At 67.4% G+C, this 25,359-nt stretch carries 21 protein-coding genes and 1 pseudogene; 7 read left to right on the forward strand and 15 right to left on the reverse strand.

Going from position 1 to position 25,359, the window contains the following annotated elements; genetic code table 11:
* Nucleotides 1–61: 61 nt before the first annotated feature.
* Both ACFVWW_RS10750 and ACFVWW_RS10755 read right to left on the reverse strand, forming a co-directional pair.
* On the reverse strand, nt 62–1,237 hold the full coding sequence (locus ACFVWW_RS10750) for a DMT family transporter (protein WP_386877240.1): 1,176 nt from the start codon (nt 1,235–1,237) through the stop codon (nt 62–64).
* A 918-nt stretch (nt 1,238–2,155) separates the two neighbouring features.
* Nucleotides 2,156–3,100 (reverse strand): CPBP family intramembrane glutamic endopeptidase, encoded by a 945-nt coding sequence (locus ACFVWW_RS10755; protein ID WP_386877241.1) that lies wholly within the window; start codon nt 3,098–3,100, stop codon nt 2,156–2,158.
* Between the two features lie 570 nt (nt 3,101–3,670).
* On the opposite strand from ACFVWW_RS10755, the gene ACFVWW_RS10760 reads away from it, so the two are divergent.
* Nucleotides 3,671–4,453: a polysaccharide deacetylase family protein gene (locus tag ACFVWW_RS10760; protein WP_386877242.1), complete on the forward strand. Its 783-nt coding sequence runs from the start codon at nt 3,671–3,673 to the stop codon at nt 4,451–4,453.
* Nucleotides 4,454–4,645: a hypothetical protein gene (locus tag ACFVWW_RS10765; RefSeq protein ID WP_386877243.1), complete on the forward strand. Its 192-nt coding sequence runs from the start codon at nt 4,454–4,456 to the stop codon at nt 4,643–4,645.
* Nucleotides 4,646–5,190: 545 nt separating this feature from the next.
* Here the strand turns inward: ACFVWW_RS10765 and ACFVWW_RS10770 are convergent.
* From ACFVWW_RS10770 to ACFVWW_RS10780, 3 genes are all read right to left on the reverse strand, one after another.
* Complete coding sequence (locus tag ACFVWW_RS10770; RefSeq protein ID WP_386877244.1) at nt 5,191–5,463, reverse strand: hypothetical protein; 273 nt, start codon at nt 5,461–5,463, stop codon at nt 5,191–5,193.
* Nucleotides 5,464–5,750: 287 nt separating this feature from the next.
* Nucleotides 5,751–5,900, reverse strand: coding sequence for a hypothetical protein (locus ACFVWW_RS10775; RefSeq protein ID WP_386877397.1), 150 nt, complete (start codon nt 5,898–5,900; stop codon nt 5,751–5,753).
* A gap of 67 nt (nt 5,901–5,967) precedes the next feature.
* Entirely contained in the window at nt 5,968–9,240 is a 3,273-nt protein-coding gene (locus ACFVWW_RS10780) for a BTAD domain-containing putative transcriptional regulator (RefSeq protein WP_384328378.1), read from the reverse strand.
* Between the two features lie 390 nt (nt 9,241–9,630).
* Here ACFVWW_RS10780 and ACFVWW_RS10785 point away from each other — a divergent pair, with 390 nt between their 5' ends.
* On the forward strand, nt 9,631–11,538 hold the full coding sequence (locus ACFVWW_RS10785; RefSeq protein ID WP_386877245.1) for a tetratricopeptide repeat protein: 1,908 nt from the start codon (nt 9,631–9,633) through the stop codon (nt 11,536–11,538).
* Nucleotides 11,539–11,604: 66 nt separating this feature from the next.
* Here the strand turns inward: ACFVWW_RS10785 and ACFVWW_RS10790 are convergent, their stop codons facing one another.
* The 5 genes and pseudogenes from ACFVWW_RS10790 to ACFVWW_RS10810 all read right to left on the reverse strand — a co-directional run bounded on the left by ACFVWW_RS10790 (nt 11,605) and on the right by ACFVWW_RS10810 (nt 15,425).
* Nucleotides 11,605–12,090: a hypothetical protein gene (locus ACFVWW_RS10790; protein ID WP_384328372.1), complete on the reverse strand. Its 486-nt coding sequence runs from the start codon at nt 12,088–12,090 to the stop codon at nt 11,605–11,607.
* Complete coding sequence (locus ACFVWW_RS10795) at nt 12,087–13,256, reverse strand: hypothetical protein (RefSeq protein WP_384329048.1); 1,170 nt, start codon at nt 13,254–13,256, stop codon at nt 12,087–12,089. The genes ACFVWW_RS10790 and ACFVWW_RS10795 overlap by 4 nt, the downstream gene beginning before the upstream one ends.
* A gap of 245 nt (nt 13,257–13,501) precedes the next feature.
* Nucleotides 13,502–13,750: a hypothetical protein gene (locus ACFVWW_RS10800; RefSeq protein WP_384328369.1), complete on the reverse strand. Its 249-nt coding sequence runs from the start codon at nt 13,748–13,750 to the stop codon at nt 13,502–13,504.
* 222 nt (nt 13,751–13,972) lie between these two features.
* Nucleotides 13,973–14,388, reverse strand: a pseudogene (locus ACFVWW_RS10805) (GNAT family N-acetyltransferase).
* A gap of 557 nt (nt 14,389–14,945) precedes the next feature.
* Nucleotides 14,946–15,425 carry a DUF6924 domain-containing protein gene (locus ACFVWW_RS10810; RefSeq protein ID WP_384328366.1) on the reverse strand — a complete coding sequence of 160 codons (480 nt, stop codon included), beginning with the start codon at nt 15,423–15,425 and terminating at the stop codon, nt 14,946–14,948.
* Nucleotides 15,426–16,027: 602 nt separating this feature from the next.
* Here ACFVWW_RS10810 and ACFVWW_RS10815 point away from each other — a divergent pair.
* Together ACFVWW_RS10815 and ACFVWW_RS10820 are read left to right on the forward strand one after the other, a co-directional pair.
* Nucleotides 16,028–16,624: a hypothetical protein gene (locus tag ACFVWW_RS10815; protein ID WP_384328363.1), complete on the forward strand. Its 597-nt coding sequence runs from the start codon at nt 16,028–16,030 to the stop codon at nt 16,622–16,624.
* A 31-nt stretch (nt 16,625–16,655) separates the two neighbouring features.
* Nucleotides 16,656–17,810, forward strand: coding sequence for a helix-turn-helix domain-containing protein (locus tag ACFVWW_RS10820; RefSeq protein WP_386877246.1), 1,155 nt, complete (start codon nt 16,656–16,658; stop codon nt 17,808–17,810).
* 335 nt (nt 17,811–18,145) lie between these two features.
* On the opposite strand, the gene ACFVWW_RS10825 is transcribed toward ACFVWW_RS10820, so the two are convergent.
* Both ACFVWW_RS10825 and ACFVWW_RS10830 read right to left on the reverse strand, forming a co-directional pair.
* On the reverse strand, nt 18,146–18,979 hold the full coding sequence (locus tag ACFVWW_RS10825; RefSeq protein ID WP_384179346.1) for a PIG-L family deacetylase: 834 nt from the start codon (nt 18,977–18,979) through the stop codon (nt 18,146–18,148).
* Between the two features lie 945 nt (nt 18,980–19,924).
* Nucleotides 19,925–20,140: a DUF6243 family protein gene (locus ACFVWW_RS10830; RefSeq protein ID WP_383914100.1), complete on the reverse strand. Its 216-nt coding sequence runs from the start codon at nt 20,138–20,140 to the stop codon at nt 19,925–19,927.
* Between the two features lie 496 nt (nt 20,141–20,636).
* Here ACFVWW_RS10830 and ACFVWW_RS10835 point away from each other — a divergent pair, with 496 nt between their 5' ends.
* Nucleotides 20,637–22,055 carry a DEAD/DEAH box helicase gene (locus ACFVWW_RS10835; RefSeq protein ID WP_386877247.1) on the forward strand — a complete coding sequence of 473 codons (1,419 nt, stop codon included), beginning with the start codon at nt 20,637–20,639 and terminating at the stop codon, nt 22,053–22,055.
* Between the two features lie 80 nt (nt 22,056–22,135).
* Nucleotides 22,136–22,474, forward strand: coding sequence for a thioredoxin family protein (locus ACFVWW_RS10840; RefSeq protein WP_386877248.1), 339 nt, complete (start codon nt 22,136–22,138; stop codon nt 22,472–22,474).
* Nucleotides 22,475–22,709: 235 nt separating this feature from the next.
* Here ACFVWW_RS10840 and ACFVWW_RS10845 read toward each other — a convergent pair whose 3' ends face one another.
* The 3 genes from ACFVWW_RS10845 to ACFVWW_RS10855 all read right to left on the reverse strand — a co-directional run bounded on the left by ACFVWW_RS10845 (nt 22,710) and on the right by ACFVWW_RS10855 (nt 25,203).
* Nucleotides 22,710–23,279, reverse strand: a complete 570-nt coding sequence (locus ACFVWW_RS10845) for a DUF6461 domain-containing protein (protein WP_386877249.1) — start codon at nt 23,277–23,279, stop codon at nt 22,710–22,712.
* A gap of 78 nt (nt 23,280–23,357) precedes the next feature.
* Nucleotides 23,358–23,876: a NucA/NucB deoxyribonuclease domain-containing protein gene (locus tag ACFVWW_RS10850; RefSeq protein WP_384328352.1), complete on the reverse strand. Its 519-nt coding sequence runs from the start codon at nt 23,874–23,876 to the stop codon at nt 23,358–23,360.
* Between the two features lie 313 nt (nt 23,877–24,189).
* On the reverse strand, nt 24,190–25,203 hold the full coding sequence (locus tag ACFVWW_RS10855) for a DUF6236 family protein (RefSeq protein ID WP_386877250.1): 1,014 nt from the start codon (nt 25,201–25,203) through the stop codon (nt 24,190–24,192).
* Nucleotides 25,204–25,359: the final 156 nt, after the last annotated feature.

The following is a 25,359-nucleotide window of genomic DNA, read 5'->3' on the forward strand; positions in this document are numbered from 1 at the left end:
GTTCCGTGGTCGCCGGACCGGTCAACGCCGGCCGTGGTCCGCCCATGCATCAGTGGGGCAGTCACAGCTCGGACTCGTCCTTGGCAGAGCGCGGCCTGCGCAAGTGCACGGTGTCGAAGGCTCCCGCACCGTGATACGTGAACCTGACCGTCGGACTTTCGTGGTAGCTGGCCCAGTCCACTCTGGGGTCGCGTCCGGCATCGTGCCGGCGTTCGGCATCGTGCCGGACCGTCAGGTGCCCCGGTGTGGGAAGTGGTTGGGGGGTGTACGGGGCATAGGCCGGGTACGGCGGTATTTCTGGGCGGTATGTGCCTGGCTGTCCTGGGGCCCTTTCCTCGTTGCCGCTCATCAACACGATGGTGACGCCGACGATGATCAGCAGGAGTCCCGGTATGGTCGCGGGCTTGATGTTCTGTCCCATGAGCCACCACGCGGTGAGCGCGGCCACGGGGGTCTCCAGCAGGAGCAGGATGCTCATGGTCGTCGCCGATGTCCTGCCGAGGGCGAAGTTCAGTGCGCCGAGCCCCAGAAGCTGCGGGAGGACGAGCAGCCCGAGCAGCGACCATTGCGTGGCTCTGTCGAAACCCGTCAGTGGGATGTCGGCCAGCCAGCAGACCACGAGGAGTTCCATACCGCAGACCAGCGAAGTGAACGTCGAATACAGCGGTGTGCTCACATCCGCGCGCGACCGTTCGCTCAACGCGGTGTACCCGGCCTGAGCGAGGGCCCCGGCAAGGGCGAGCAGGTCGCCCAGCAGCGCCGTACCGCCGGACTCGATGTCGAGACCGGCGGCCGCGGCCGCTCCGACGACGGAGAGCGTGAGACCCGCCCATGTTCTGCGAGACGTCTTGGCGCCCTGACCCGCAGCGATGAGGGCCTGCCAGACGGGCTGGGTGGCGACGAGGGCGGTGGACATGGCGACCGAGGTCAGCCGGGTGCTCGTCATGAACGCCGCGAAGTGGAGAGCCAGCGCCGTGGCCGCGAGGAAGCCGAAGACCAAGGGCCGCCACTGTTCCCTGCGCAGGAGCGCGCGCTCGCCGCGCGCGACACGCCCCACCTCGCGACGGCGCAGCAACAGGAGGAAAGGCCCGAGTACGGCGAAGCCCAGGCAGTTGCGCCAGAACGCCATGGCGAGCGGCGAGGCGGAGCCGGCGGCGGTCAGTGGGGCGGTGGCCGAGATGCAGACAACGGTGACCACCATCGCCGCCACGGACAGCGGATCTATTTTGGTTTTCACGCTCTCGTACCGCCGTGCGCGGTCGATCGGAACGCTGCGAATTCCGGCTTTTCATTGCCGGTCGAGAACTCCAACCGCCCATGAACACAGGGTGACGTGTAGTCGCGAGGTCGGTCGATGCTTTCCGAGTCTTCCATCGCCGCATTGACTCCGATTGAGCGTGGTGAGTTCGGTCCTGACGGTGTTTGTCAGAGGGGAGGAGAGGAAGCCTTCGGTGAGGCTTCTTGACCGAACGAGATCGTAGGTGACAGCTGATGTGTCACCCGCACCGTTCCACGGCCTTCCAACGCACGTTTGATGGGCGGCAGAAGCTCCCGCTCTGGACGGCGATCAAGCCGAACACCGCCGGTTCGCCGAGGACGCATAGCGCCGGGCGCCGCCATTTTGCCTGCTCAGAAGTCCATTGCTCGAAGCTGCTGGTTGAGGTCCGACCCTTCACCGGTGTGGAGAACAGTTGCCGTCGAAGCCGAAAGGCGGCGATTTCTCCGACCGCGCTTCGCATCCACCCGGGTTCGAACTTGGCCCGTCTGTACAGCGTGCTGTGGACTGACGGGCAATTGATATTCCGTGAGGTGGCGCTCGAAGGCTCGACGACTCGGCGGCTCGAAGGCTCGACGCCGGGCAGGGATGACTGGAGCCCGACGCTCGGGCCAGGATCAGCACTCGACGGGAGCCTTTCTCACGCACCGTGTGCCAAGCCTGCGACATTTTTTCCGGCATGGAGCCCGGCTTAATGGGAAAGGTTCGCCGCGTCGAATATCTGGGCCGGGCTGATCTCGCCCTCGGCGTCGGTTCTGGCCTGGATGATGCTCCTGGCGGCGGGCCTCACAGCCGCGCGGTCGCCCGGACCCGGTGCTGGAGCGAACGCACCACCCGCGGCGTTGCCACCGGGCGGCTCAGGTGCGCCGCCCGAACTGATCAGCCCCGGGTCGGACTGACCTGACGCGACGCGTCAGTGACGACCTGGTGCGGGTGAGGGGCCGCCTGAACGGGCGGGTCCGTCCGGCGACCGCGCTGCGTGGCGAGCAGCGTGATCGCGAGGACGACCTGTACCGCCAGGACGAATGCCTGGGTTACGGGCGAGTCGACGGTCAACACGGCCATGGTCGCGTTGAAGCCGAGATGAACCGCGATGGCTGCCGCGACTCCGGCACGCTCGTAGGCGTAACCGGTCAGCAACGCCACCGGGATGACGCTGAGTGAGAACATCAGGCCCCTCCAACTGATCAGACCGAATTCGGCCTGGACAGTTCCTTCGATGAAGAACAGCGGCAGATGCCATACCGCCCAGACGGCACCCAGCAGGAGGCCGGCCTGAAGACGGCTCATGGACGCGCGCAGGCGCGGGTATGCCGTGCCTCGCCAGCCGGGCTCCTCGGCCAACGGACCGGCGATCAGCATGCTGACGAAGAAGGGGACGATTCCGCCGACGGTCGAGATCAGTTCCTTGCCCTCGGTCAAACTCACCCCGATACCACCCAGGAAGTCCGCGAGCAGTGCGCCCGCCACCACGGTCGCCGATGCCAGCACCAGCAGGGGCGGTGCCCAGAACAGCCGTATGCCCTGCCGGAATCGCACCGTACGAGCGGGTACGGGTTCCCGGCGGCGGGCGCGGCGAACGCGGACCACGATCGCGCCGAACACCGGGCCGAAGCCACCGAGCAGATAGGGAACGGCGGTGGGGGAGCTCGTCGGCGATCCGCCGAGTGCGATAGCGATCAGCCAGAAGAACCAGGTCGTCGTGAATGTGACAGCGAAAAAGAGAGCGAGGCCGCTGTGCCGGCCGTAGGTGTTGCCGACCTCGACCTGCCGCAGCGCTTCGCCGCTCTCGGTGGGTCCGGTCCCGCTCTTCCGCTGGAACATGTCCGCTGCCCTCTCCGCTGAGGCGCTCTCTGCGCCATGTCCATGACGCTACGGACGGCAAGGGCCCGGCACACTGGACATACGGCCCGGCCGGAGGGTGGCACTGGCTACACCCCGCGGACAGGCCAGGACCCGATGCCCTTCCTCCCGGTACGCGCGTAGCGACCGCGGCAGCGCAGCCTGGCGCGCTGCGTCATCGTGCAGCGGTCCGCGCGGTAGCAGCCGAATCGGCGCCAGAGGCGTCGCTCGTCGTGCTGTTGCCAAGCCCGGCCCTTGGCTCACCTGCCCTGCGGCGACGCCCACGCCTGGTGCTCCGCTGCGTGCGGCGCGCCGTCTCCGTCGAGCTCGGCGACTCAGACGCCGACGCGGAGCTCGCCGCCGGGTCCGACAGCGGGGGTCCAGGCGGAGGGCGGGAGGCCGTTGCGCTCCTCGTCTGTCGCGGAACTCCCGCGTTTGTCGCCGGCCCCCTGCGGATTCGTCTGTGATCGGTAACAGGGGGATCTTGTACGGGCGTTCGTATGTCTTCATGGGTGCACGGCATCGGCGGAGACAGCAAAGGGGCGGGCGGACATGGCAAGACATAAGGGAAGGGGATGGCACGGCCGGCTTCTCGCGGCGGCGCTCGGAGTGACAGCGCTGGCCGCTGCCACCTCGGTGTGGACCGCGCAGGCCAACCCCGTCGGAGTGCGGCAGCCGCAAGCGCGTGTCTCAGCGCCGGACGCCCGGCCCCAGGACCGGACAGTGGCCAAGGTGGCGGCGGACATCGCGCACGCCTCGGACCGCGGACCCCGGGGCGTCAACATCACCATCGACGACGGGCCGGACCCGGTCTGGACGCCGCAGGTGCTGCAACTGCTGAAGGACAGCGGTGTGAAGGCTACGTTCTGCATGGTGGGTACGCAGGCCCAGGCGTACCCGGATCTGGTCAAGGAGGTCGTGGCGGCCGGGCACCGGCTGTGCAACCACACGGTCTCGCACGACACCACCATGGACACCAAGTCCGAGGCCTACCAGTCCCAGCAGATCCTGGATGCCGAACGCATGATCACCGAGGCGTCCGGAGGCGTCCGGCCGCAGTACTACCGGGCGCCGGGCGGTGCTTTCACCCCGTACAGCCGGCAGCTCGCCGCGTCCCGGGGGATGCGGCCGCTGGGCTGGAACGTCGACTCCAGGGACTTCGAGCGTCCCGGCGTGGACACCATGGTCGCCACCGTCAAGAGGGAGATCTCCGACGGGCCGACCGTCCTCTTCCACGACGCGGGCGGGGATCGCTCCCAGACCGTGGCCGCTCTGCGCGAGGTGCTGCCCTGGCTGAGGCAGCAGGGGTACGTCTTCGGCTTCCCCGTGCGGTGAGTGAGGCTCGCCCGCAACGACATCCAGACCCGGCCCCCCGGCACCAGCAGACAACAACCCTCGGTACCGGAGGAGTCGATCAGCGAGGCACTTCGCACCCTCAATACCCACGTGAATCGAGTTGAGGTGCTCACCTACAAGGAGCTGGTCGACAACGCCGAGCCTTCCCTGGGCAGCACGCCTTCGGCGTAGCCGCTACTCACCGACCGCTTCGACCAGGCGGGTGACGGGAATCGAACCCGCGCTCTGAGCTTGGGAATCAACCAGCACTGGGACAGCTGTCCAGGCTCTGACCTGTGGGAATCTCGCTTCGAGGCTCTTCCGTCCTGCATCGGAGTCACCCTGAACGACTGCAATTTTCCTTTGTGAGTGGCACGTACTGGCACGCTGGCGGCGGGACAGGACTCGGGCACGCCCGCGTCCGGGCAACTCGGCGACCAAAGCTTCGTCCTGGTTGAGCTTTGCACCCGTACTCTTGCCGCGTCCGTGTGGTGGCGACCTGCGAAGAGGCGAAGCACCGTCACAGTGTCATTGCCTAGGCCATGCTCGTCCTTGCAGTTTTAACGCTGTTCGCTACCGAACCACGCCCCGGACGCCGCACCATGGAAGGCCCCTGGGGGCGCGGCCGGTACAAGACGACTTGGCGATGCGGGTTACGAACCTTCTGGGCTGATGACGATCACCTACTTCAACTCGACACCGGTACCGCCCCGTTGCGAGCCCTCGGCCCAACAGGTCTACAGCGGTGCGAGGCGGGCGGCGCGGTCCAGGGCACACAGCAGCTCGGGTTCCCATCCGGCGCGCGGGGTGTTGTAGCTGGCCGTGAGGGAGATCCGGGCGTCAATCCTGGAGGTCAGGCGGGCGCTGGAGTGGCTCCAGCAGAACGTGGACTGGGACAACCCCGGGTCGAAGAAGCTCGGCAACCAGTGCAGCCAGACCGAGCCGTGGTGGCGGATCCAGGACGCCCTGTACGGCCAGACATGCGACGCCCTGCACAACCACGGGGTCACCAGGGACTTCAATGACGACCGGGTCGAAGCCGGAGACCCTGTTGGCGATGACCGCCGCACTGTTGCGGAACGTGCCCGGCACCAGCGCGTGACGTGGCACCACCACGACGAGGACCAGGAGCCCGCCAGCCACCACGGCGCGGCGAAACGAGAAATCGCTGTATTGCGGGCCCCTGCACCGAGTACGACGGATGCCCGTCCTGCATGCCACGGAGGCGGGTCTGCTGCTGATCCATCCGTACGCTCCGGTGACGCCCGGCCGCTACGTCACGCCCGAACGGGGGGCCTCATATCATGATGCAGCCGCTCTGCTGGGTGTTTCTCGGGGCTGCTGCTGCGACATCTGTCGTCGCCCCTGTTACCAAGACGGTCAGGAAAACGAAGGTGGTGACCGCCAGGATTTTGAGCACGTGCGAGGTTCCTTCCGGGTTGATCATGGAGCCGGAAGGGTACCAAAATATCGAACACACGGCACATTGGCGGATCTGCGTTCGAGTTTTCGTCCTATTCGTCGTGCGCCACGGAACGGGCATCCGATCTGTCGTCGCCTATGCGTTCGATTTCATTCAGGCGGCGGCTAATTCTACGCGCATCAACATTGTCTCGGTGTCGAACCAATTCGAATGCTTGACGCAATGTCATGCGCGCTTCATCGACATCTCCCGCCGCGAGTCGCGCCTCCGCCAGCAGCGTCCGCGCGGCGGTTTCCTCGTCGACGTCATGGGTGCGGGCGGCAACAGCCACCGCTGCTCGCAGCCGGGCCGTCGCGGCGGCCAAGCGGCCGTCGGCCAAGTCCGCGCGACCGAGGCAGCGCAGGGCCTGGGCCTCGTGGTGGGCCGTTCCTATGTCCTGCGCGATCTTCAGTGCTTCGAGGAGATGCCGGACGGATTCCTTGACGCTCCCCAGCCGCCAGTACGCCTCGCCGATCCCGACCAGAGCCTCGGCCTGGCTCTTCCGGTCACCGAGCGACCGGAACTCTGAAAGCGTCTCACCGAACAGTACAAGAGCCGCCGCGGACTCACCCGACTCCGTGAGGGCTTCGGCCAGATTCCTGCGTACGGTCGCACGGTCGTATCGGCTTCCGTCGGCTTCCAGAAAAGATAGGGATTCCTCGAACGAACGACGGGCCGACACCAATTCACCGGCCTGCATCTGTAATTCCCCCATATTGTTGAGCGTCTGGGCAGATGCGGTCTTATCGCCCGCTTTCCGGAAACCTGCGAGAGCACTGCGGAAATGCACGAGTGCCCGACCCCGTTCCCCGAGGAACAGCATAGTCACCGCTATATTGTTTCGGCTGCGCGCCTTGTCCCAGATATCACCCGAGAGCGACTTGAGGGCGAGGGATTTCTGGAGCAGGACGAGAGCCTTGCGATTCTCGCCGAGATGCCAGTTCAGCGTGCCAAGGACTCGTAGCGCCTCGGCCTCGGCAGGTCCGTCGCCCAGCGCACGCGCGAGCTCCAGCGCCCGCCCCCCCGCCTCCGCGGCCTCCGCGTAGCCCCCGATGCTCGCGTCCGCCGCACAAAGGTCGATCAGGGCACGGCAGAGCGCCGGCTCGTTGTCGTTCGTTCGGTCCCAGTGGACGACGGCATGCCGCAGGAGCTTCTTGGCGTCCTGCCAGTAGCACTCCGCCTGCAGGAACCCCGCCAGGGCGCAGGCGAGTTGGGCCGCCCGCTCGGGGCCGCCGTTGCGCCGGACGTGGTCTTCGACGGCCAGGAGGTTGCCGCGCTCTGCGGCGAGCCAGGACCGCGCGGCGGCGGAGTCCGGAAAGGGCGGCGGAGGTGTCGACAGGAGCGGCGTCGGTGCGTCCAGCTGTACGCGCCGGGGATATGCCATGCGGTCCGCGAGGCCGGCTGTCGTGAGGTAGAAATCCGTCAGGCGGGCGACGGCCTGCCGACGTTCCTGCTCACTGTCCTCCGCATTGGATAGACCATAGGCATATTCGCGAAGTAGATCGTGGTAGCGATAGCGGTCCGGTATGGGCTCCCTGAGCAGGTGACACGCCAGCAGACCTTCGAGTAATCGCTCCGTCGTATCCCGCGGCAGACCCAGCAGGGCGGCTGCCGCGTCGGCGGTGAAATCGGGTCCGGGATACAGCCCAAGACGGCGAAACGCGGTCCGTTGCTGCGCGGTGAGAGTCCGATAGGAGAGAGCGAACGCCCGCGTCATCTCCTGTTCTTGATCCGCGGTGCGAATTTCCGCCAGCCTGCCGGGACTTCGGGCGAGACGTTCGGCGAGGACGCCCAGCGTCCAGGAGGTCCGGGCCCGGAATCGATGCGCCACCAATTCGATCGCGAGGGGGAGATATGCGCACAATCTCACGATCCGCGCGGTCTCCGCGATGTCGCGGGTGCGTTCCTCTCCCGCGAAGCCGCGGAAGAGCGTGATGGCGTCCTCCTTCGACAGGACGTCGAGCGGGACCGACAACGCCTGTGGGATGCCGGTCAGATGTCGCCGGCTGGCGATGATCGTCAGGGACGGTGACCCGCTTGGCAGCAGCGGGCCGAGTTGTTCGGGTCCGGTCGCGTCGTCCAAGATGATGACCACTCGGCGCTCGGCCAGCATGGTCCGCCACAGGGCCGTACGTCCTTCCAGCTCGGCCGGAATGGCGAAGGCCGGCGCTCCGAGCAGCCTCAGCAGAGTCGCCAGCGCCGCCCTCGCGGTGAGCGGTTCCTGGGCGGGTGAATGCCCGCGTAAATCGATATATAGTTGACCATCTGGGTACCTCTCGGCGAGCAGGTGGGCAGCGGCGACGACCAGGGCCGTCTTGCCAACACCAGCCATGCCGCTGACCGCTTCCACGGTGACGACCGATCCGCCGTGCGCGCCCTTGTCGGCGATCATCGAGCTCAGGGCCTGTAACTCCGACCGGCGCCCCACGAGCGACGGTTGCTGGGGCAGATTCCGGGGCGGCGGCACATCGGGCGCGAGCCCAGCAGGCACGGGCGCCTCAGGTACGGGCGTCGGAGGATCGCCGGCAACAGCCGCGAGTGAACTGGCCGTTCGCTCCGTACCACCCCCGTGCGCCAGCTCACGTGCCGGTACGCGGGCCAGCACACCCTGGTGGATCGTGTTCAACTCGACGCCGGGGAGTGCCCCGTACTCCGCCATCAGCGACTGCCGGGCCCGCTGATGGACCCGGAGCGCGTCCGCGTACCGTCCGCTGCCGTAGTACGCGAGCATCAACTGCCCGAGCAGGGTCTCGTCCCCGGGATAGCGCTCGACCAACGTGGACAGCTCGCCGACCTGTTCGGCGAAGCGCCCCAGCCGCAGTCCGGCTGCGATGCGTGACGTGCTGGCGCTCAGTCGCGTCTCCGCGAGCGTCCGCCGTACGGTCGCCGCCCAGAACCCGGGCAGACCCGCCAGTGCCTCGCCCTGCCACAACTCCTCCGCGCGGAGCAGTAGTTCCACCGCCCGCGCGTCACCGTCACTGGTGAACGCCGTGTCGACGAAGTGCTGGAAGCGCTGCCGGTCCACGGAGTCACGCGCGGTCCGCAGGGTGTAGGTGTGCGCCCTACCGACGATGGTGGGTGCGCCCGGCCCCGTACCGGCCGCCCGCAGCCGTCGGCGGATACGCGAGACATAGGTGTGCGCGTTTTCGCGAGCGCGTGCGGGAGGGTCGCCGTCCCAGAGCCTTTCCATCAGCTCGCTGATCGCGACAGGACGGCCCACATCAAGAGCGAGCGCGGCCAGTAACACCCGTTCTTTGTCCGATCCGAGCGTCAGCCAGTGCCCGTTCAGCCGAAGCCCCACCGGTCCGAGAATCTGGAATTCCACCAGCGCCCCCGCTGGTCCGTCGGATGGCTCACGAGCATGACATCACGCGGCGAATCCCGCCATACACTGTTGCCATACTTGGCGCGATCCGTTCTTATTCCTGATGGTCATTCCAAGCCACGCCGGGGTAGGACCCGAAAGGATCCGTGTAATTGGCAATCGATCTGCGGGGGCGGATGGATGAGTGATTCGAGTACGGCCTCGCAAGGGCCTCACGGGAATGAGATCAGTGGCGAGGCGAGACTGTACGGTCCCACCGTCCAGGCCCGTGAGGTGCACGGCGGCATTCATCTCCACCCCGCGCCGGCCGCGCCCGCGCGGCCCGCGTCACCGCGCCAACTACTCCCTGTCCCGGCCCACTTCACCAACCGGGAAGGGGATCTCGCGTCGTTGAACGGTCTTCGCGACACGGGACTGCCGCTGATCGTCGTCAGCGGTCCGGCCGGAATCGGCAAGACGACCCTGGTGTCTAAATGGCTGCGTTCGCTGAGCACCGAATTCCCCGACGGGCAGCTGTACGCGGACCTGCGTGGGCACTCGGCAGGTGGGCCGGCGGGGCCCGCGGAGATCCTTGGCCAGTTCCTCCGGGCGCTGGGTGCCGGGCCACCGTCCACGGACGCGGTCGAACTGGCCTCCCTGTGGCGGTCCTTCACCGCCGACCGGCGGATCGCGGTCATGCTGGACAACTCGTTCACAGCCGCCCAGGTCCGGCCGTTGCTGCTCGGCGGCCCGGGCGGCCTCGTGGTCGTCACCAGCCGCCGCAGGCTGACCGGCCTGCGTATGGAGGGAGCGGGCTTTCATCAGCTCGACGCGCTCGGTCCGGCCGCCGGTGTCGAACTGCTCACCCGTGGGATCGGCGCGGACCGCGTCGCGGGTGAACTCCCGGCGGTCCGCCGCCTGGTGGCCCTCTGCGCGGGCCTTCCGCTCGCGGTCTGCCTGGCGTCTGCCCGGCTCGCGACACGGCCGAGACAGTCGGTGGCGGCCCTTGCCGACGCCCTCGCCCGGAACGCGGGCGGTGGCCGGCTGGCCGCACTCGAAGTGGAAGGGGCGGCCTCGGTGCACAAGGCCCTGGACGCGTCGTACGCGGTGCTGAGCGAGGGGACTGCGCGCCTGTACAGGACGCTCGGTCTGCTCCCTGTGCGTACCTTCGACGCGATGATCGCCGCGGCGTCCTGCGGTGAGTCGTCGGAGTGGGTGGAGCGCCGACTGGACGAGCTGGTCGAGGCGAATCTCGTGGAGGACGTCGGCCCGGAGAGCTGCCGCTTCCATGATCTCGTACGGATCCACGCGCACGACCGCGCCCGGGAGGACGACACGAGCGCCGCCCGCGAGGAGGCGCTGCGGCGATTCTGCGACTGGTGCCTGCACACGGCGACGGCGGCTCAGGAGCGTCTGACGCCGGTGCAGTTCACGCTCTCCAGGACTTACGTTTACCGGCCGGATCTTCCGCTGCCGTTCGCCGACGACGTCGCTGCGCTCGGCTGGCTCGACTCCCATCGGAGTCAACTGCTGGGTGCCGTACGGCTCGCGGCGAACAGCGGCTGGTACGACACGAGTTGGATGCTCGTGGACGCTCTATGGCCCCTTTTCTTACGATTGCGCCATTACGCCGACTGGATCGAGGCGCACGAGATCGGCCTGGAGGCTGCCCGACGGGCCGGGAACGGGGCGGCCGAGCGCCAGATGCTCAACTCCGGGGCCATCGGCCTGGGGGCCGCCGGCCGTACCGAGGAGGCCGCTGCCTGGTATCGGGACTCCCTCCAGGCCGCGCGCGAAGCCGGTGACGTACGGGACGAGGGCCAGGCGCTGCTGGGCCTCGGCGCGTGCCATCGCGAGGCCGGGCGGCCTGCCGATGCCGTGACATACCTGAACCGGGCGATCTCCGTGTGGGAGGGCTGCGGTTACCCGCGAGGCGCGGCTCTCGCCCGTACCACTCTCGGCGAGATCGCACTCGCGGCGGGCGCCCCGGACGAGGCGGTCGACTGCTTCACCCGGGCCCATGCCGCGATGGTGGCGGTGAACGACCCGCACGACGCCGCGCGGGCCCTCGCCTTCCTGGGGCGCGCCGGTGTCCGGGCGGGCACGTACGCGGAGGGCGTGGCGAGGATGAACGAGGCGCTGGCGGTCTTCACCGGGTCCGGAGCGACTTTCTGGCAGGCGCGCACCCTGGAGATGCTGGGTGAGAGTGCCGCGGAGCACGGTGACGCGACGGCCGCGGAGGATTTCCTCGCGCGGGCCCTCGCTCTGTACGCGACCACGAGCCCCGCCGACGCGCGTCGGCTCGGCGGGGGCGGGTGATCCGGCAAGGTGGGACCGGGCCGTGGTCGACGGCCCGGTCCCGGTGTGTGGTTGGGCTTGTGCCGCTCAGCTGGACGGTGCGTCGTGGGCGTACGGCCATTCCCGCAGCGAGCGCCCCGCCACCAGCCAGGCGTGCAGGCACGACGGCAGCAACGACTGCTCTGCGGAGGCTTGATACGGCCGGTAGGGGCCGTCCGGTACGAGGACCACAGACCGGTCGGAGCCGCCGGCCACGGCCCAGCCGCTTGCGCCTCCGGCACCTGCCAGGGGCACCGCGGCGATGCCGCAAGCCGGGTGGGCCGAAGTGAGCTCCGCCAACCGGTGCAGTGCGTCGACGACGGAGTGTGCCCTGCTTCCCTGGAGTACATCCGCGCAGTCCAGCAGGGAGCCGTCCCGGCAGGCGTCCACGTCCACGACGAGGTGCTCGTCGACGACCGATGTGCCGTGGACACGGTCCGCAAGGCTCAGCCGCACGTCGAACGACGCGTCGGTGCAACGCGCGTGCAGCACATCCGGAAAGGGGCTCGCCTCGACCACGACGAAGCGCTTCACGCCGACGCCTCCCCGTGTCCCGGCACCCACGCGGCTAGCGGCAGCGGCGGCGGCTCCGGCAGCGGGACGGTCACCGGCTCGTGCGCGGGCTGGCCCATCCCCAGGAGCCCATACATCAGCCTGCGCATGTTGCGGTTGAACCGGCCGGGCTCCGACGTGATGCGCGACCTGATCGCGGCGTACTCTTCGGGCCGGTACTCCCTTGCCGCGTAGTCGAGTTGGTCCACCAGCGGGTGGGTGGGGGACAGCGTCGGCGCGTGGGCGGCGAGAGCCGCGGCGGGCGACGACGGATTGATCTCCCGCTCCGACGAGGTGGCCAGCAGCATCGGCGCTCCGGTGAGCGTCCCGTAGAGAGTGACCGAGCCATGATCGCCGATGATCCAGTCCGCCGCGATCAGGACACTGCGCCAGTCCGCCTCAGGCGGCACGACCCCGATTCCCAGTTGACCGCACCGTGCCAGCCACGACCTGACTTGATAAGCGCCGTGCCCGGCCCACACATTGGGGTGGATGAGCAGGGCCGTACGGTAGCGCGCCGCTGGCAGCTCGCCGATCAGCCGCGGCAGCAGCGCGTCGAACCTGCCGAAGGACGAGTGCGCTCCCCAGGTCGAGACCGCGACGACGAGTTTCTGTCCTTCGGCGAGCCCGAGCGCGCGGCGGTACGCGGCGCGCAGTGGCAGGCTGGCGGTGATCCGGTCGTGTACGGGATCGCCTGTCACGTGTGCCAGCGGGAGCGCCTCCGGGCAGTCGCGCGCGAGCTCGCGCAGCTCGGCGTGGTGCGGCACGACCACGGCGGCCGGCAGCCGCCCACCGGGCAGGAGGTCCTGCCTGCGCAGCCCTGCCACGCCCGCGTTCGCTCCCCCGATCACCCGCTTCAGGTAGTTGGCCCCGTGCGGCAGCGTGATCAGCGGCGCGTCTATGTACTGCACGCCGCGCGGCCCGGCGGCGAGGGCGAGATCGAAGGTCATCCGGGTCGCCTGGTCCCACGGCAGCACCATGCTTCCCAGCCTCGCGAGGAAGGCGGGCACGTCGTCGCCGAAGGCGTGCGGCGGTGCCGTGAAGACGACCTGGAGCCGGAAGTCGGCTTCCAGCAGGGAAAGGACGTCGAGCAGTCGTTTCCCGTACGTCACGGTGTGGATCACCGCGAGTACCTTCTTGCGCCCCACCAGGGTCAGCCACTGCCGTGACTCAGCCACGTTCGCCTCGATGGTGCCCGTTTCGAACCTGCTCGCCTCGGTCGTACTCGATCCGGTTGTACTCAACGCCGACATGGCGTCCCCCCTGTTGACTTCTCTCCGAGTGCCACGAACTGCTTCTGTCGAGGGATGCCCGGCAGGGGGGACGGAAGGCTCGACGGACCCTTGCGAGAACCTTGCAGCGTTCTGCCGGGCAGCCGACATCGCTGTGGCCGCTACTTGATGGAGCCGGTCCAGGGCGGCTCCTCGGCGAGGATGTCCGTGTTCTCGTCCATGCGGGACCTGGTGAACACGATGCCGAGACCGTCGCTCTCGGCCAGCGCGTACGCGGCGGTGACCTTGCCGGTCTTGCCCGGGGCGAGCCGGCCGGCCATCATCCGGGCCCCATTCTCGGTGGAGATCGATTCCGTCGTGCCGCCGGTGGAGGCGCCTTGCGCGTCATAGCCCAACGCGTCGGGGTCCACGGGCTTCTTGGACCGGTTGGCGATGTCCCATGAGACGCGGAGGCCGGTCTGGTCAGCCTCGGGCTTGGTGTTGTACTCACCGAAGTCGGCCGCCGTCAGCTCACCGACCTTCGCGATGGTGATCTTGACGACATCCTTGTAGCGGAAGCAGTCACCGACTGCGAGTTCGGTGTCCTCCGCTGGCTCCTCGGTGGCGGCCCGTTCGGCGGCATGTGGTCGCGTTCAACTGATGCTCAGGTTGCGGCGTTCCAGGAGGACGACGTCGCGCGCCACTGGCCGTGGTGGAGGCCGATGCGATCACGAGTGCGGATGCCAGGGAAGCCCGCCCTCTGGGACAGGGCCAGGTTGGCGGTGTTCTCGAGGAAGATGCTGAACTGCGCCTGTCCAGACCCCGGCGGCCTCGCCAGAGGCGAACAGGGCGGTCAAGAGGATGAGTCCGACGCCGCGACCGCGAGCTTCCGGGGCGATGTAGACGGAGTGTTCGATCACACCGGCGTACGCGCATCGGTCGGACACCGCCCCGTCGCCGGCCCAGCTCAGCCCAGCACGCGCTCGCCCTCGTCGAGAGCAACCAGTCGGTGCTCGGGCCGCTCGGCCGCGTCGAACTCGAAGGTGGCGTTGCCCTCGTTGATGCCCAGCTGCTAGGTCGCCAGGACCTGTTCGGCGTGCTTGGGCTTCATCGCCGTGATGTACCGACCTGTTGCCGTCGTGTTCTCTCGGTAGCCGTGCTGTGTTGGCTGAGGGGTTCCGTGCAACGTCGTGGGCCGCAGTTGCATTTGGTGCTTTCTTGGCAGCGGGTTCAAAGTGGCCTTGCCCACTGGGAAACCTGCAGGTCACGGAGTCTGCTCCCCGCACGAGCGGGGATGGACCCTCGCTCCAAATTGGAGTCAACGGAAGCTGAGCCTGCTCCCCGCACGAGCGGGGATGGACCCGGGCGTCCGGGTCTGGCTGGAGAGCGTGGCATATCGAAAAAATGTTCGGGGGAAGGTGGAGGTCGTGCGTGCGCGGGGCGAGGCCGGCATCCGGACCAGCTCCAGCTGCGTGGTGTTGATGCTGGTCATGTGGCGGGCGGCAGCCGCTCAGTAGCGAGACTTCAAGATCCTTCACAGAATGTGTGCTGGAGTCTCAGTTGCGAAAGCACCGCGCCGTCCAACAGCTTCGAACGGTCCGCGGCCTATTCGCCGGACAGCCCGGCCTACAGAGGGCGCAACACACCGTGCATGTCTTCACGTGCGGCCTCGGCGAAGTCTTCAAAGTCCATGTTCCCGATGCTCAAGTTGATGTGGACGTCGTGGATCGCCGTCGGCTCCGTCCGGAACGGGCGGCTGGAAGCGGCCGGCTTCTCCTCGGAATCCCGGTCGCCGCACTGCTCGCCAGCGCGGATTTCGACGGCCAGCAGCGGTCGGCATGCTTCTCGCATCGTGGTCTCGTCAGCGAGGAAGACGACGCTGAGTTCAGCGTCGGCACTGGCTGCCGACTGGACTTCGTCCGATGTCACACCGGCCCAAGCGGGATCGTTCACCAGGTGCACTGCTGCTTCGTGGTCTCGGTGCTTGCCCCACGGTCGCGTCAGCTGGACAGCAACCTCCTGCCAGGCAGCGGCGTTGCTGAAGTCCGTCCGGACAACCAGCGCCGCTCCCATCTCACGGTCATCGACAGTCAGCCGACTGCTCATCGCCACCCCCTTAGCCGGACGAGTGGAGGAGACCCTCTCACAGCCCTTGACTCGGCCTGAAGCCGGAGCTTTGACCCGGCCCATCCATCGAACAGAGGGTGGGGCCAGTCGCCCAGACAGCGTGGGCGCGTCACGGAAAGCGAGCCAGAACGCAGACTGGCAAACATAGTCGCGCTGACGTGCATCGTCTGCGATGAGAGCCGATTTGGCAGCGAGGGGATGGATGCACGAAACCCGGGAGCCTGGCGATCGAGGCTGGTCCGCGGTGGTCACTCCTCGGAGAAGGCAACGCTGATCTACCAGCACTCCGACGGCGCTGGCAGCAGGAACCGCTGTCGCCGTTGAGGCGAGGGTCTGCGAGCTGCGGCGACGAGCCGAAGCGGATGCGGTCTCTCGCCAGGCACGACCACGCTGGTCGGAGCGGGGCTCGTGCCCGTTCCAACCAGGTCGCAGGCGCGCTGGACAGACCACTGACCTGCGATACTTCTTGATTTCCACCCTCATGTGAGGGAGAATTTCCGGAAATCGCTCTCTGAGGTCAGGGGCTGGGTATGGCAGTCGTGCACGTTGGGGAATCTCGCCGTCGGGACAGGCTCACTGGGTTGGGCCTGTCGGTCGAGACGATCGAGGACGTGCTGAGGCGTGCCGAAGCGGAGCGGAACTTCTGCACTCCGCTCGACCCCGTGTCGCTGCCGGGCAACATCTTCTGGGGGCGGACGATTCGCTTCCTGCGTGAGGCGTATATCCCCCAAGGATGGCGCAGCGCGAGCCCCAACAACGTGTCGCTTCTCCTCTCGCCTGCAGACGACTTCGCCATCACGGCCTCCAGCGGCAGTAAGGGTGCTGGCTATGCCGCGCTCATTCCGTCCACGCGTTACGCCAAAGGCTCCGCCGTCATCCGCAGGGTGGAGACTAATCGGCAGCTGATGCTCTCAGACTATGAGGCTGAGCCTGATCAGCACGATGTGGGTGGTGGCATTCCCACCTGGTTCCTCCTCTACCAGCATGTGAACACCCAGACTGGGACGAGGCTGTACTACGAGCTGTCGCTGCCGAACAACGCTGGCAGCCGTGGCAAGATCGACAGCTGGCACGAGCGGATCATCTTTCCTTACCTCGACTTCGAGGGCTTCAACCCCTTCCCGCAAGACGACGACGGCGAGGGCGACATCGATATCCCCATCGAACGCCTGGGCTGAAACGTCCCACTCCCAACCCATTGGCACTCTCATGACCACCGCATCCCGGCTCGTTCTGGCGCGCAAGCGTCGCGGGCTCACCGTCACCAGGCTTGCCCAGATGGCTGGACTCACCGCCCGGCGGCTCTCGGACTTCGAGAACGGCCGTGCGCACCCCAGCCCGCCCAGCCTGACGTCCCTGGCCGAGGCCCTCGATTTTCCGGAGTCGTTCTTCAGCGCCGAGGAGGTCGCAGACCTGCCTGTGGAGTCGGCGAGCTTCAGAGCATTGAGCAAGATGACCGCCTCGCAGAGGGACATCGCGCTCAGCGGTGGGCGTCTGGCCCGGATCCTGCAGGACTGGATCGCGGACCGCTTCCGGCTGCCAACCCCAGCCCTGCCTTCTTTGACTTCCTTCAGTCGTCTCAGTGACGGCGAGCAGGCTCCATTTCCAGGAGAGGCGACCTCTGCGGATTGCCCGGCCGAACGCGCAGCCGAACTCGTCCGTGCACGTTGGGGATTGGGTGTCGTTCCCATTGCCAACGTGGTCCATCTCTTGGAGGCACACGGAGTGCGTGTGTTTTCGCTGTCGCGCGACTGTCCCGAGGTCGACGCCTTTTCCTTCTGGGACCGGGGTATCCCTTTCGTGCTGTTGAGCACGGGTAAGACAGCTGAACGGGGTCGCTTCGATGCAGCCCACGAGCTGGGCCACCTCGTTCTGCACGGTGAGGAACAGGTACCCCATGGCCCTCATGCCGAAGGCGAGGCCCATCGCTTTGCGGCGGCTCTGCTGATGCCGGCAGCAGACGTCCTCGCACGAGTCCCCCGCAACCCGAGCACCAGTTGGATCCTGCAGGCGAAGCGGCGTTGGAAGGTTGCGGCCATGGCGCTGGCGCACCGCCTGCGTGAGTTGAACCTCACCACGGAGTGGCAGTACCGCACGCACTGCGTGGAGCTTGGGCGTCTGGGATACCGCAAGGCGGAACCGCAGAGCGGACTGGCCCGCGAGACGTCCCAGGTGCTGGGAAAGGTCTTCACCGCTCTACGGGCTGAAAGCACACCGCCGGCCGATGTCGCTCGTGACCTCCAGCTGAGGCCCGCTGATCTCAGTGATCTCATCTTTGGCCTGGTGGTGACGGCTCAGGACGGCGGACGTAGCGACGCCAGCTCCAAGGCTGTGCAGCGACCGCAGTTGTCTGTAGTTCGATGACACAGAGCTCCGTCGACTACAGGCTCTGAAGTGACACAGGACACACCAATTGGATCTCGCTATGCGAGATTCGCCGTCGCTGCGCCGCCTTGATGGTGCGGCGACGGCCGTTCCGCCTGCGGATCCCCTCGAGTTAGGGCACGCGGAGGGCACGGCGGCCTCCGGCTGGTCTAGACAACAAACAGGGCCCGGGTCGGTGACCTGGGCCCTCGTTATAGAGCAGTGACGAGAATCGAACTCGCGCTCTGAGCTTGGGAATCACCCCGAACTTCGGCCAGATAATGGCCTCTGACCTGGAGTGATGGTCGTTTGCGGCCGGTCGCTCAAGGCTTCGGTCAGCGCAGTCCGGCGAAGAGATCGTTCTCGGGTACGGTCGCGCCGGTGGCGTCCTTGACACGTACGAAGGTCTCCATGCCCATCAACTCGCCGAACCTCTCCCTGCCCATCTTGAGGAAGAAGATGTTCTCGCCCTGACTGGCGTGCGCGGCCAGCGCATCGAACTTCTGACCGCTGAACACGGTGGTGTCCACCCACGTGGTGATCTCGTCGTCGGGGAGGCCGATCTCGGCCATCGCGGCGGCCTCGGCAGGATCCGGCTCCGGCATGTCCTCCTGAAACTCAAGCATGGTCTCCCCGAACCGCTGCATCATCGATCGGGGCATCGTCGTCCAGTACACCTTCGGTGTCAGCGCGGTCATCTCCAGCGCCGCCATCGTGATGCGGTGGGCCTGGATGTGGTCGGGGTGGCCGTAGAAGCCATTCTCGTCGTAGGTGACGACCACATCGGGTCGGTAGCGCCGCATGAGTTCCGCAAGTCGGGCTGCGCCTTCCTCCACGGGGGTCTGCCAGAAGGATCCGGGGGCGTCGTTGCTCGGCCAGCCCGTCATCCCGGAGTCGGCATAGTCCAGCATCTCCAGATCGCTAACCTTCAGGACGTCACAGCTCGCCTTGAGTTCTTGACGGCGCATCGAGGCGACGGCCGCCGGATCGTGGCCGGGATCGCCCGGCTTGACGCCCCCCGGTCCGTCACCGCAACCGCCGTCGGTACACGTCACGAGAACCGTGCGGATGCCTTCCGCCGCGTACCGCGCGAGGACCCCTCCGGTTCCGGTGGCTTCGTCGTCGGGGTGGGCGTGTACTGCCATGAGCGTCAAGGGCCGGTCAGTCATGAAAAACAGTCCTCCTGCAGAACTACGTCTTGGTCCGAGTACGCGGCGGGCGTACCGCGATCCGGGGGCCCGGATCCTGGTGGGGCGGACGACCTCGTGGTCTCCGTGTCCCCGCCCGTGCGGCGTCGGTTCCTCGGTTGCAACCGTGCCGGCCGGACCGGCTGTTCCCGGCGTGGCCGCTTGGCCTTCCAGGCGTCGGCGTTTCAACGCTAACGAGGTACGGGCGCGACCTGCACGTCTCAGCGCCACGTCGGATCCGACCTCCATCCGGCACCAGCCGTGAGATTCCGACACGAAATTTGAAACCCTACGGCGGTCCCGGGGCCCATTTCGCCTGGGGCAGACAGGAAGGGTCCACGAAGGACTGGCCATGCAGGGCGGGCCCGACGCCCTCGTCTTCGTGGGGGAGCGGGGTGCGGCCCTCCGGGCACCACCTTCGGCCGGAAAGGGCCCACGGCCCGTGACGCGGTCGCCATGCCGAAGGAGCTTCGCTTCTACGACCTGCGGCACACCGGCAACACCCTCGCCGCTGACACGCGAAACGGCGCGCGGGTTTTGAGAGGTCTAGACGAGAAAGTTGGCCCAGGTCTCTTACCTGGGGCTTTTGTGTGGAGCGGGTGACGGGAATCGAACTCGCGCTCTGAGTTTGGGAATCACCCAGTACTGCGTAGGACTGCCCGCCTCTGACCTGGGGAAACGCGTCCCTGGGAGCGTGCCGCAGTGGCTTCGTTCGGGCCCCAGCTGACCGCTGTTCACCGTCCTGACTGGCACGTAGTGGCACGCCCATCCCCGGGTGGTCGGCTGAGACGCTGGTGGTCGGCCGAGAGCTGAGCGGGAGCGGCCGCGTGCGGTACGGCCGCAGACCCCGGTACGGCAGCGGGGCCCGGACCGTGCGTCGAGGCCCTGGCCCTGCCCCGTACGGTGCCGCCCTGCGACAGCGGTGCGTCAGCTCTGTGCGGTGTCGTCGCCCGTCTGCCCGGCGCCCTCGGCTGCGCCTGCCTTCTCGCGCATCTTGCGCACCAGCTCCGCCTTCTGGTCGGCGGCACCCTTGCGGTCGAGGTTGCGGTGCGGACCGTTGTTCTGCCGTTCGGCGCGGGACAGCCTCTTGCGCTGGCCGCCGCCCATGCCCACGGGGTTGTTGATGTTCTTGCTCACGGTCATGGGTTCTCCCGGAATGATGTGAAGTGATCTACGGATTCATCGGTGGGGGACGGGCGCGGCGACGTCGAGGGACGTCAGCAGGGCCCCATCACGCTCTCACTCGTAAATCGGCCTCCTGGCCTTCGGTCGAGTATGCGCCGTGCACGGACGTGCTGGACATGCATCAGTGCAAGCGCGAGACATCGATCCCGCACTCCCCGATCGCCCGCGCCCCGACCGTGCCGCCATGGTCTCCAGCTGCGGGGCAATCGCGTCCAGCGCCCGGCCACCTACGGCAGGAACCCTTGTACCGCTCGGCAAGAGCATCCCGGATGTCGAGGGGCTTACCGGCCTTCAGCGCGTGACGATCCCCGGGGCGGGTGCCCGGCCGGGCCGCGGGACGGCCGGCGCGAGGCCCGCGCTGGTAAGGTTGGGTCACGCTTGCAGAGAGCCTGGGCCCGTGCCGGACAAGGTACGGGCCCAGGTCCGTTCAGGGCGCCGAAACGAGGAACCCCCAATGAAGGCGAAGCAGTCGGCCTCCGGTCGCTCCGGACCCGGCAGGTCCGACGAGGGGAGGGCCCCGCGGGGCGAGCTCTCGGTGCCGGGGACACTGGCGCCTGGCCTCCCGCCGGCCGGCTCCTTCGCGGAGCTGGAACTGCCGGTCGAGCTGATGGGGGTGCTGGCGGGGCTCGGGATACGGGAGCCATTCCCGATCCAGGCGGCCACCCTGCCGAGCGCGCTGGCCGGCCGGGATGTCCTCGGCCGCGCGCGGACCGGCTCGGGAAAGACCCTCGCCTTCGGGCTTGCGCTCCTCGCACGTACGGCGGGCCGGCGCGCCGAACCGAAGCGCCCTCTCGCGCTGGTCCTGGTGCCGACAAGGGAACTTGCGCAGCAGGTGAGCGAGGCACTGGCTCCCTACGCGGAGGCGCTCGGGCTACGCTCGGTGACTGTGGTCGGCGGGCTGGCGATCGGCCGGCAGGTGGCGGCGCTCCGGGCGGGTGCCGAGGTCGTGGTGGCGACACCGGGACGGCTGGCCGATCTCGTCGCCCGGCGGGACTGTCACCTGGACCGGGTGCGGATCGCGGTGCTGGACGAGGCGGACCAGATGTGCGACATGGGTTTCCTGCCGCAGGTCTCGGAGACCCTGGACCGGACGCCCCCCGGCGGGCAGCGGATGCTGTTCTCCGCGACGCTCGACCGCAACGTCGATCAACTGGTCAGGCAATATCTGAGTGAGCCGGTGTTCGCCGCGGTCGACCGGGCGGAGGGCTCGGTCGCGACGATGGAGCACCACGTACTGAACGTCCATCCCGCCGACAAGTACGTGACAGCCACCGAGATCGCGGCTCGGGACGGGCGGGTGCTGATGTTCCTGGACACCAAGCACGGTGTGGACCAGTTCACCCGCCACTTGCGGAGCAGCGGCATAAAGGCGGGTGCTCTGCACAGCGGGAAGTCGCAGCCGCAGCGCACGCACACGCTGGCCCAGTTCAAGGACGGGGAGATCACGGTGCTGGTGGCCACCAACGTCGCTGCCCGTGGCATCCACGTCGAGAACCTGGACCTCGTCGTCAACGTGGATCCGCCCTCCGACCCCAAGGACTACCTCCACCGCGGCGGGCGCACCGCGCGTGCCGGGGAGTCCGGCAGCGTGGTCACGCTGGTCACGCCCGGCCAGCGCCGGGACGTGAACCGGATGATGTCGGATGCCGGGATCCGGCCCACGGTCGCTCAGGTTCGCTCCGGCGAGGAGAGGCTGACCAGCATCACAGGCGCGAAGCGCCCGCCGGTGCAGGACGGGGCGAAGACCGGCAACGCGGCGTTCCGGGGTCTGGGTACCCGCGCGGGCCGCCCGCCGAAGGAATCCCGCAAGGCCGCGGAGGCGCGCACGATGGCGGAGGCCCGCAAAGCCGCCCGAGCGCGCAGGGCCCACTGACGGGCGGTACGGCCGTCGCGGTCGGGAGACACAAGGAGGCACCCACTGCCTCGCATCGAGTGGAGCGTCAAGGAGTGCCGATGGCGAACAGGGTCCATCAACCACATGAGGACGCCGAGTTCGAGTTCATCCTGGCGAGGGCGGACGTGCCGGTGCTCGCGTACTTCCACGGGGTGTGGCCCAAGGCCGCGGCAGCATGCAAGGAAATGGATCCCCTGGTGCGGGAGGTGGCCGACGCCTACGAGGGCCGACTGATCGTCGTGCGGGCCGACATCGCAAGGTGCCCCGGCCCCGTACGGCGGTACGGCGTCACCGGCGCGCCCTCCTTCGTGCTGATCGATCGGGGCGAGCCGATGGCGGACAGGAGCGGTCCGATGTCCAGGACAGCGCTCGGGGAGTTCCTGGACGCCCACCTGTGAGCAGGCCGCATACCGGCCGGCGAGGTTGTGCCCGCAGCGACCGGCCCGGGCACCAACTCCACGTACCCCGCCCCATGCATAGCCCAACGAGCCGTCTCCACATAGGACACGGTCTAAATAGGACAGGCCCATTCTTGAAATGGTGCCAGGCGCGATCAGCTGCTCGGGTAGCGTGTCGTGCAACAACGAATGACTCGGCCCGACCATTTTCTCTGGCGACAAGCAGGCCGGCTTTCTATCGTTGGGCGACGCCGCCGATCCAACCCGTGACTCCGAGGCAGCTGTTCAACGTGTGACCAGATACCGCGGCGAAAGCTACGTCGGTCCTGTCGATGGTCCTCATGTCTTTCAGGCGCGGGTCCATGGCGCGGAGGCTGCCCAGGTGGAATCCCACCCGGGCGAGCTGCTCATCGATTGCTTCGTCATCGCTATGTCCCCAGCGGTTGCCCGTGTGGATGTCGAGTCCGAAGAGGATGCCGCCGTCGCGGGCGATGAGCAGGCGTGCGTCTTCGTCGGTGAAGCAGGTGCTGTAGACGGTTCCGCATCGTTCGGAAAGTGCCTGCATCAGGTGTGATGTGCAGCCGATCCATCCGGTTTCGCCGTTGGTCTCGATGGCGATGGACCAATCGGGGGAGACGGCGCGGGCGGCGAGGAATCCTGCTTCTTCGTCGTGAAGATCGGAGAGAATGTTGCTGACGGCAGCAGCCTGGGCGACGCCGAGATGGTGGAGGAGATCTTCCGGCGTGGTGGGGGCGAGGGTGAACGCTGCCATGCCGAATTCGCGGTAGATGAACTGTACGTCCACGGTGCCTGTCCTCAGGATACAGAAGAGCCGCGCCAGGGTTGGCGCGGCTCTTCAGCTTGTCTACCTGGCGCGTCGGGGCTAGGTGACGCGCACGTAGAAGGTGTCGTTCGAGTCGTCCGGGAACGGGAGCGTGGGATCCCAGGCCAGAACGCGGTCAGTTCCGTAGAAGCCCGAGAGGCTACCGCCGGCGGACTGGTTTTGCGTGGTGTCGACAGCGCGGACGGAGAAGTCCCAGTTCGGGCTGGCAGCTCCCTCGAGGGTGGAGCGGAACGGGTACTCATCGCAGTCCTGTCCCAGGGTGGGCCGCAGAATTGACGGAAGACCCGTGGTCGCGTACTCGCCCGTACTGCTGCAGGCCGCATCCTTGTGCGCGGTGTTCGTGTTCATGACGGACAGGTGGAGGCTCTCGGTCAGCCGGTGCAGACCTTCGTTCCCCCACGTTCCGTCGTACTCCCCCGGGAACTTCTTGAGGGTGCCGCTGCTGGGATAGGTGCTGTTCGGGCTGGCGAACGCGTCCTTGATGTGCTGCGCGACTCCCTTGTTCGGTGAGTCCGTGGCAGTGGAGTACGCGAGGAACGGCACCGCCTCGAGGAACACGCACGACTCAGGTCTCGTGAAGCGGATCGCGGTACGCGGCGCGCATGGCGCGTCCCGTGCTGCTGCCAGGGCGGACCGCGTGGCCGGGGTCACGGTCGGTGGGTGCGGAGCGGGGGGCCTCCGTCGGCTGCCGAGCTCGAAGACGTAACCGCGTTTGCTGTAGGAGTCTGCCTCCTAAGACGTACGCGCTCACGGCTCGTTCGTGAGCTTGTCGCATCTCTCGTTCAGCGGTCTCGGACCAGCTACCGCCGCCAGCCGGCAAGTTCACCGAACGCCTCAGGCTGCTCTGACGCTGCCCACCCTCTGAACCTTGTTACGCCAGCTCTCGATCAACGTGGTGAAGGTAGCTGAACGGGTGCTCCTTCTTCGCCTGGGACAGCGGGCGGACTTCACGGGTGGCGACATTGAACGCGATACTGCCGGCTACCCCGGCAAGCCAGCCCAGATGGGGAACGATCAGGGCCCCTGCGGCGGCCGCGGCCACTCCCACGGTGACCGAGATGGATCTGCTTACCCACGCCATGCGGCTGCTCCTCGTCACGGACTCGTAGTCCTTGTGTGCCTGCGTCAACTCCACCCGCATCCGTTGCAGGACATCGGCAGGGTGCTCCCAGTTGCGGCGCAGGTCGACGAGCATGGTCTGAGTGGCGTCTATCAGTCGTTGCCGCTCGCCGTCATACCGGTTACGGAACTCCAGGACCTCCGAGGTCGGGGTACCTGGCGCAGGGACGGGCAGAAGCCGGCCGAGTTCGACTCGCCATGCCGCTGTGCCGTCGCCGAGGGCTGGCAGCCGTAGCGACGTCTCGTGGGCGAATCTTTGATCGGTGTAGGGCGTGTATGCGCGAGCTGTGGTTTCTGCAGCCAGTTCCCGTGCCAGAGCGCCGATCAGCAGCAATTGCACTTCCTTGGGCACAGCCATACTTCTGCGGCCCGCTCCGTCCAGGCGCTGCCCCAGGCCGAGACGGACAATCTCGTCCTCCAGGAGGTATCCGACCTTCGAGCGGTAGAGGAAGGCGGCGTCCAGGAAGGAAAGCCGCGGGCGTTGTGCCCCAGCGGCCAACTCGCGGAGCTCCTCAATCAAGACTTCATACGACTCACCTCTCGGTCGGTGTCCAGGCCCACCCAGGAGGCGAGTGTGCTGAGGGCCCAGGGTGACGGGGTGATAGAGCCCTCGATCCCTGAGGTCCTTCAACTCGTCCGAGACCGCGTCCTCGTATACATCACGAGACTCCGGCACCACGGACGCGATGCCGTCCCAGTACAACAGCGCCTGGTGGAGAATCTCCTGCGGAGGACTGACCAGCGGGTAGTAGAGCAGAGTGGGCATCGGGTTTCTTTCCTTAGGAACTCGCCCTTGCGAAGAGGGAGTTCACCGTAGCGGAATACCGATTCTCCTGGCCGGAAGTGGCCGCCCCACGCACGTGGTGAAGCGCACGGGACTGCGGTATTTGTCGTCAGCCCGCTCGTGATGCCCTGCCCAACG

The organism is Streptomyces sp. NPDC058198 (assembly GCF_042882605.1).
Classification (GTDB): domain Bacteria; phylum Actinomycetota; class Actinomycetes; order Streptomycetales; family Streptomycetaceae; genus Streptomyces.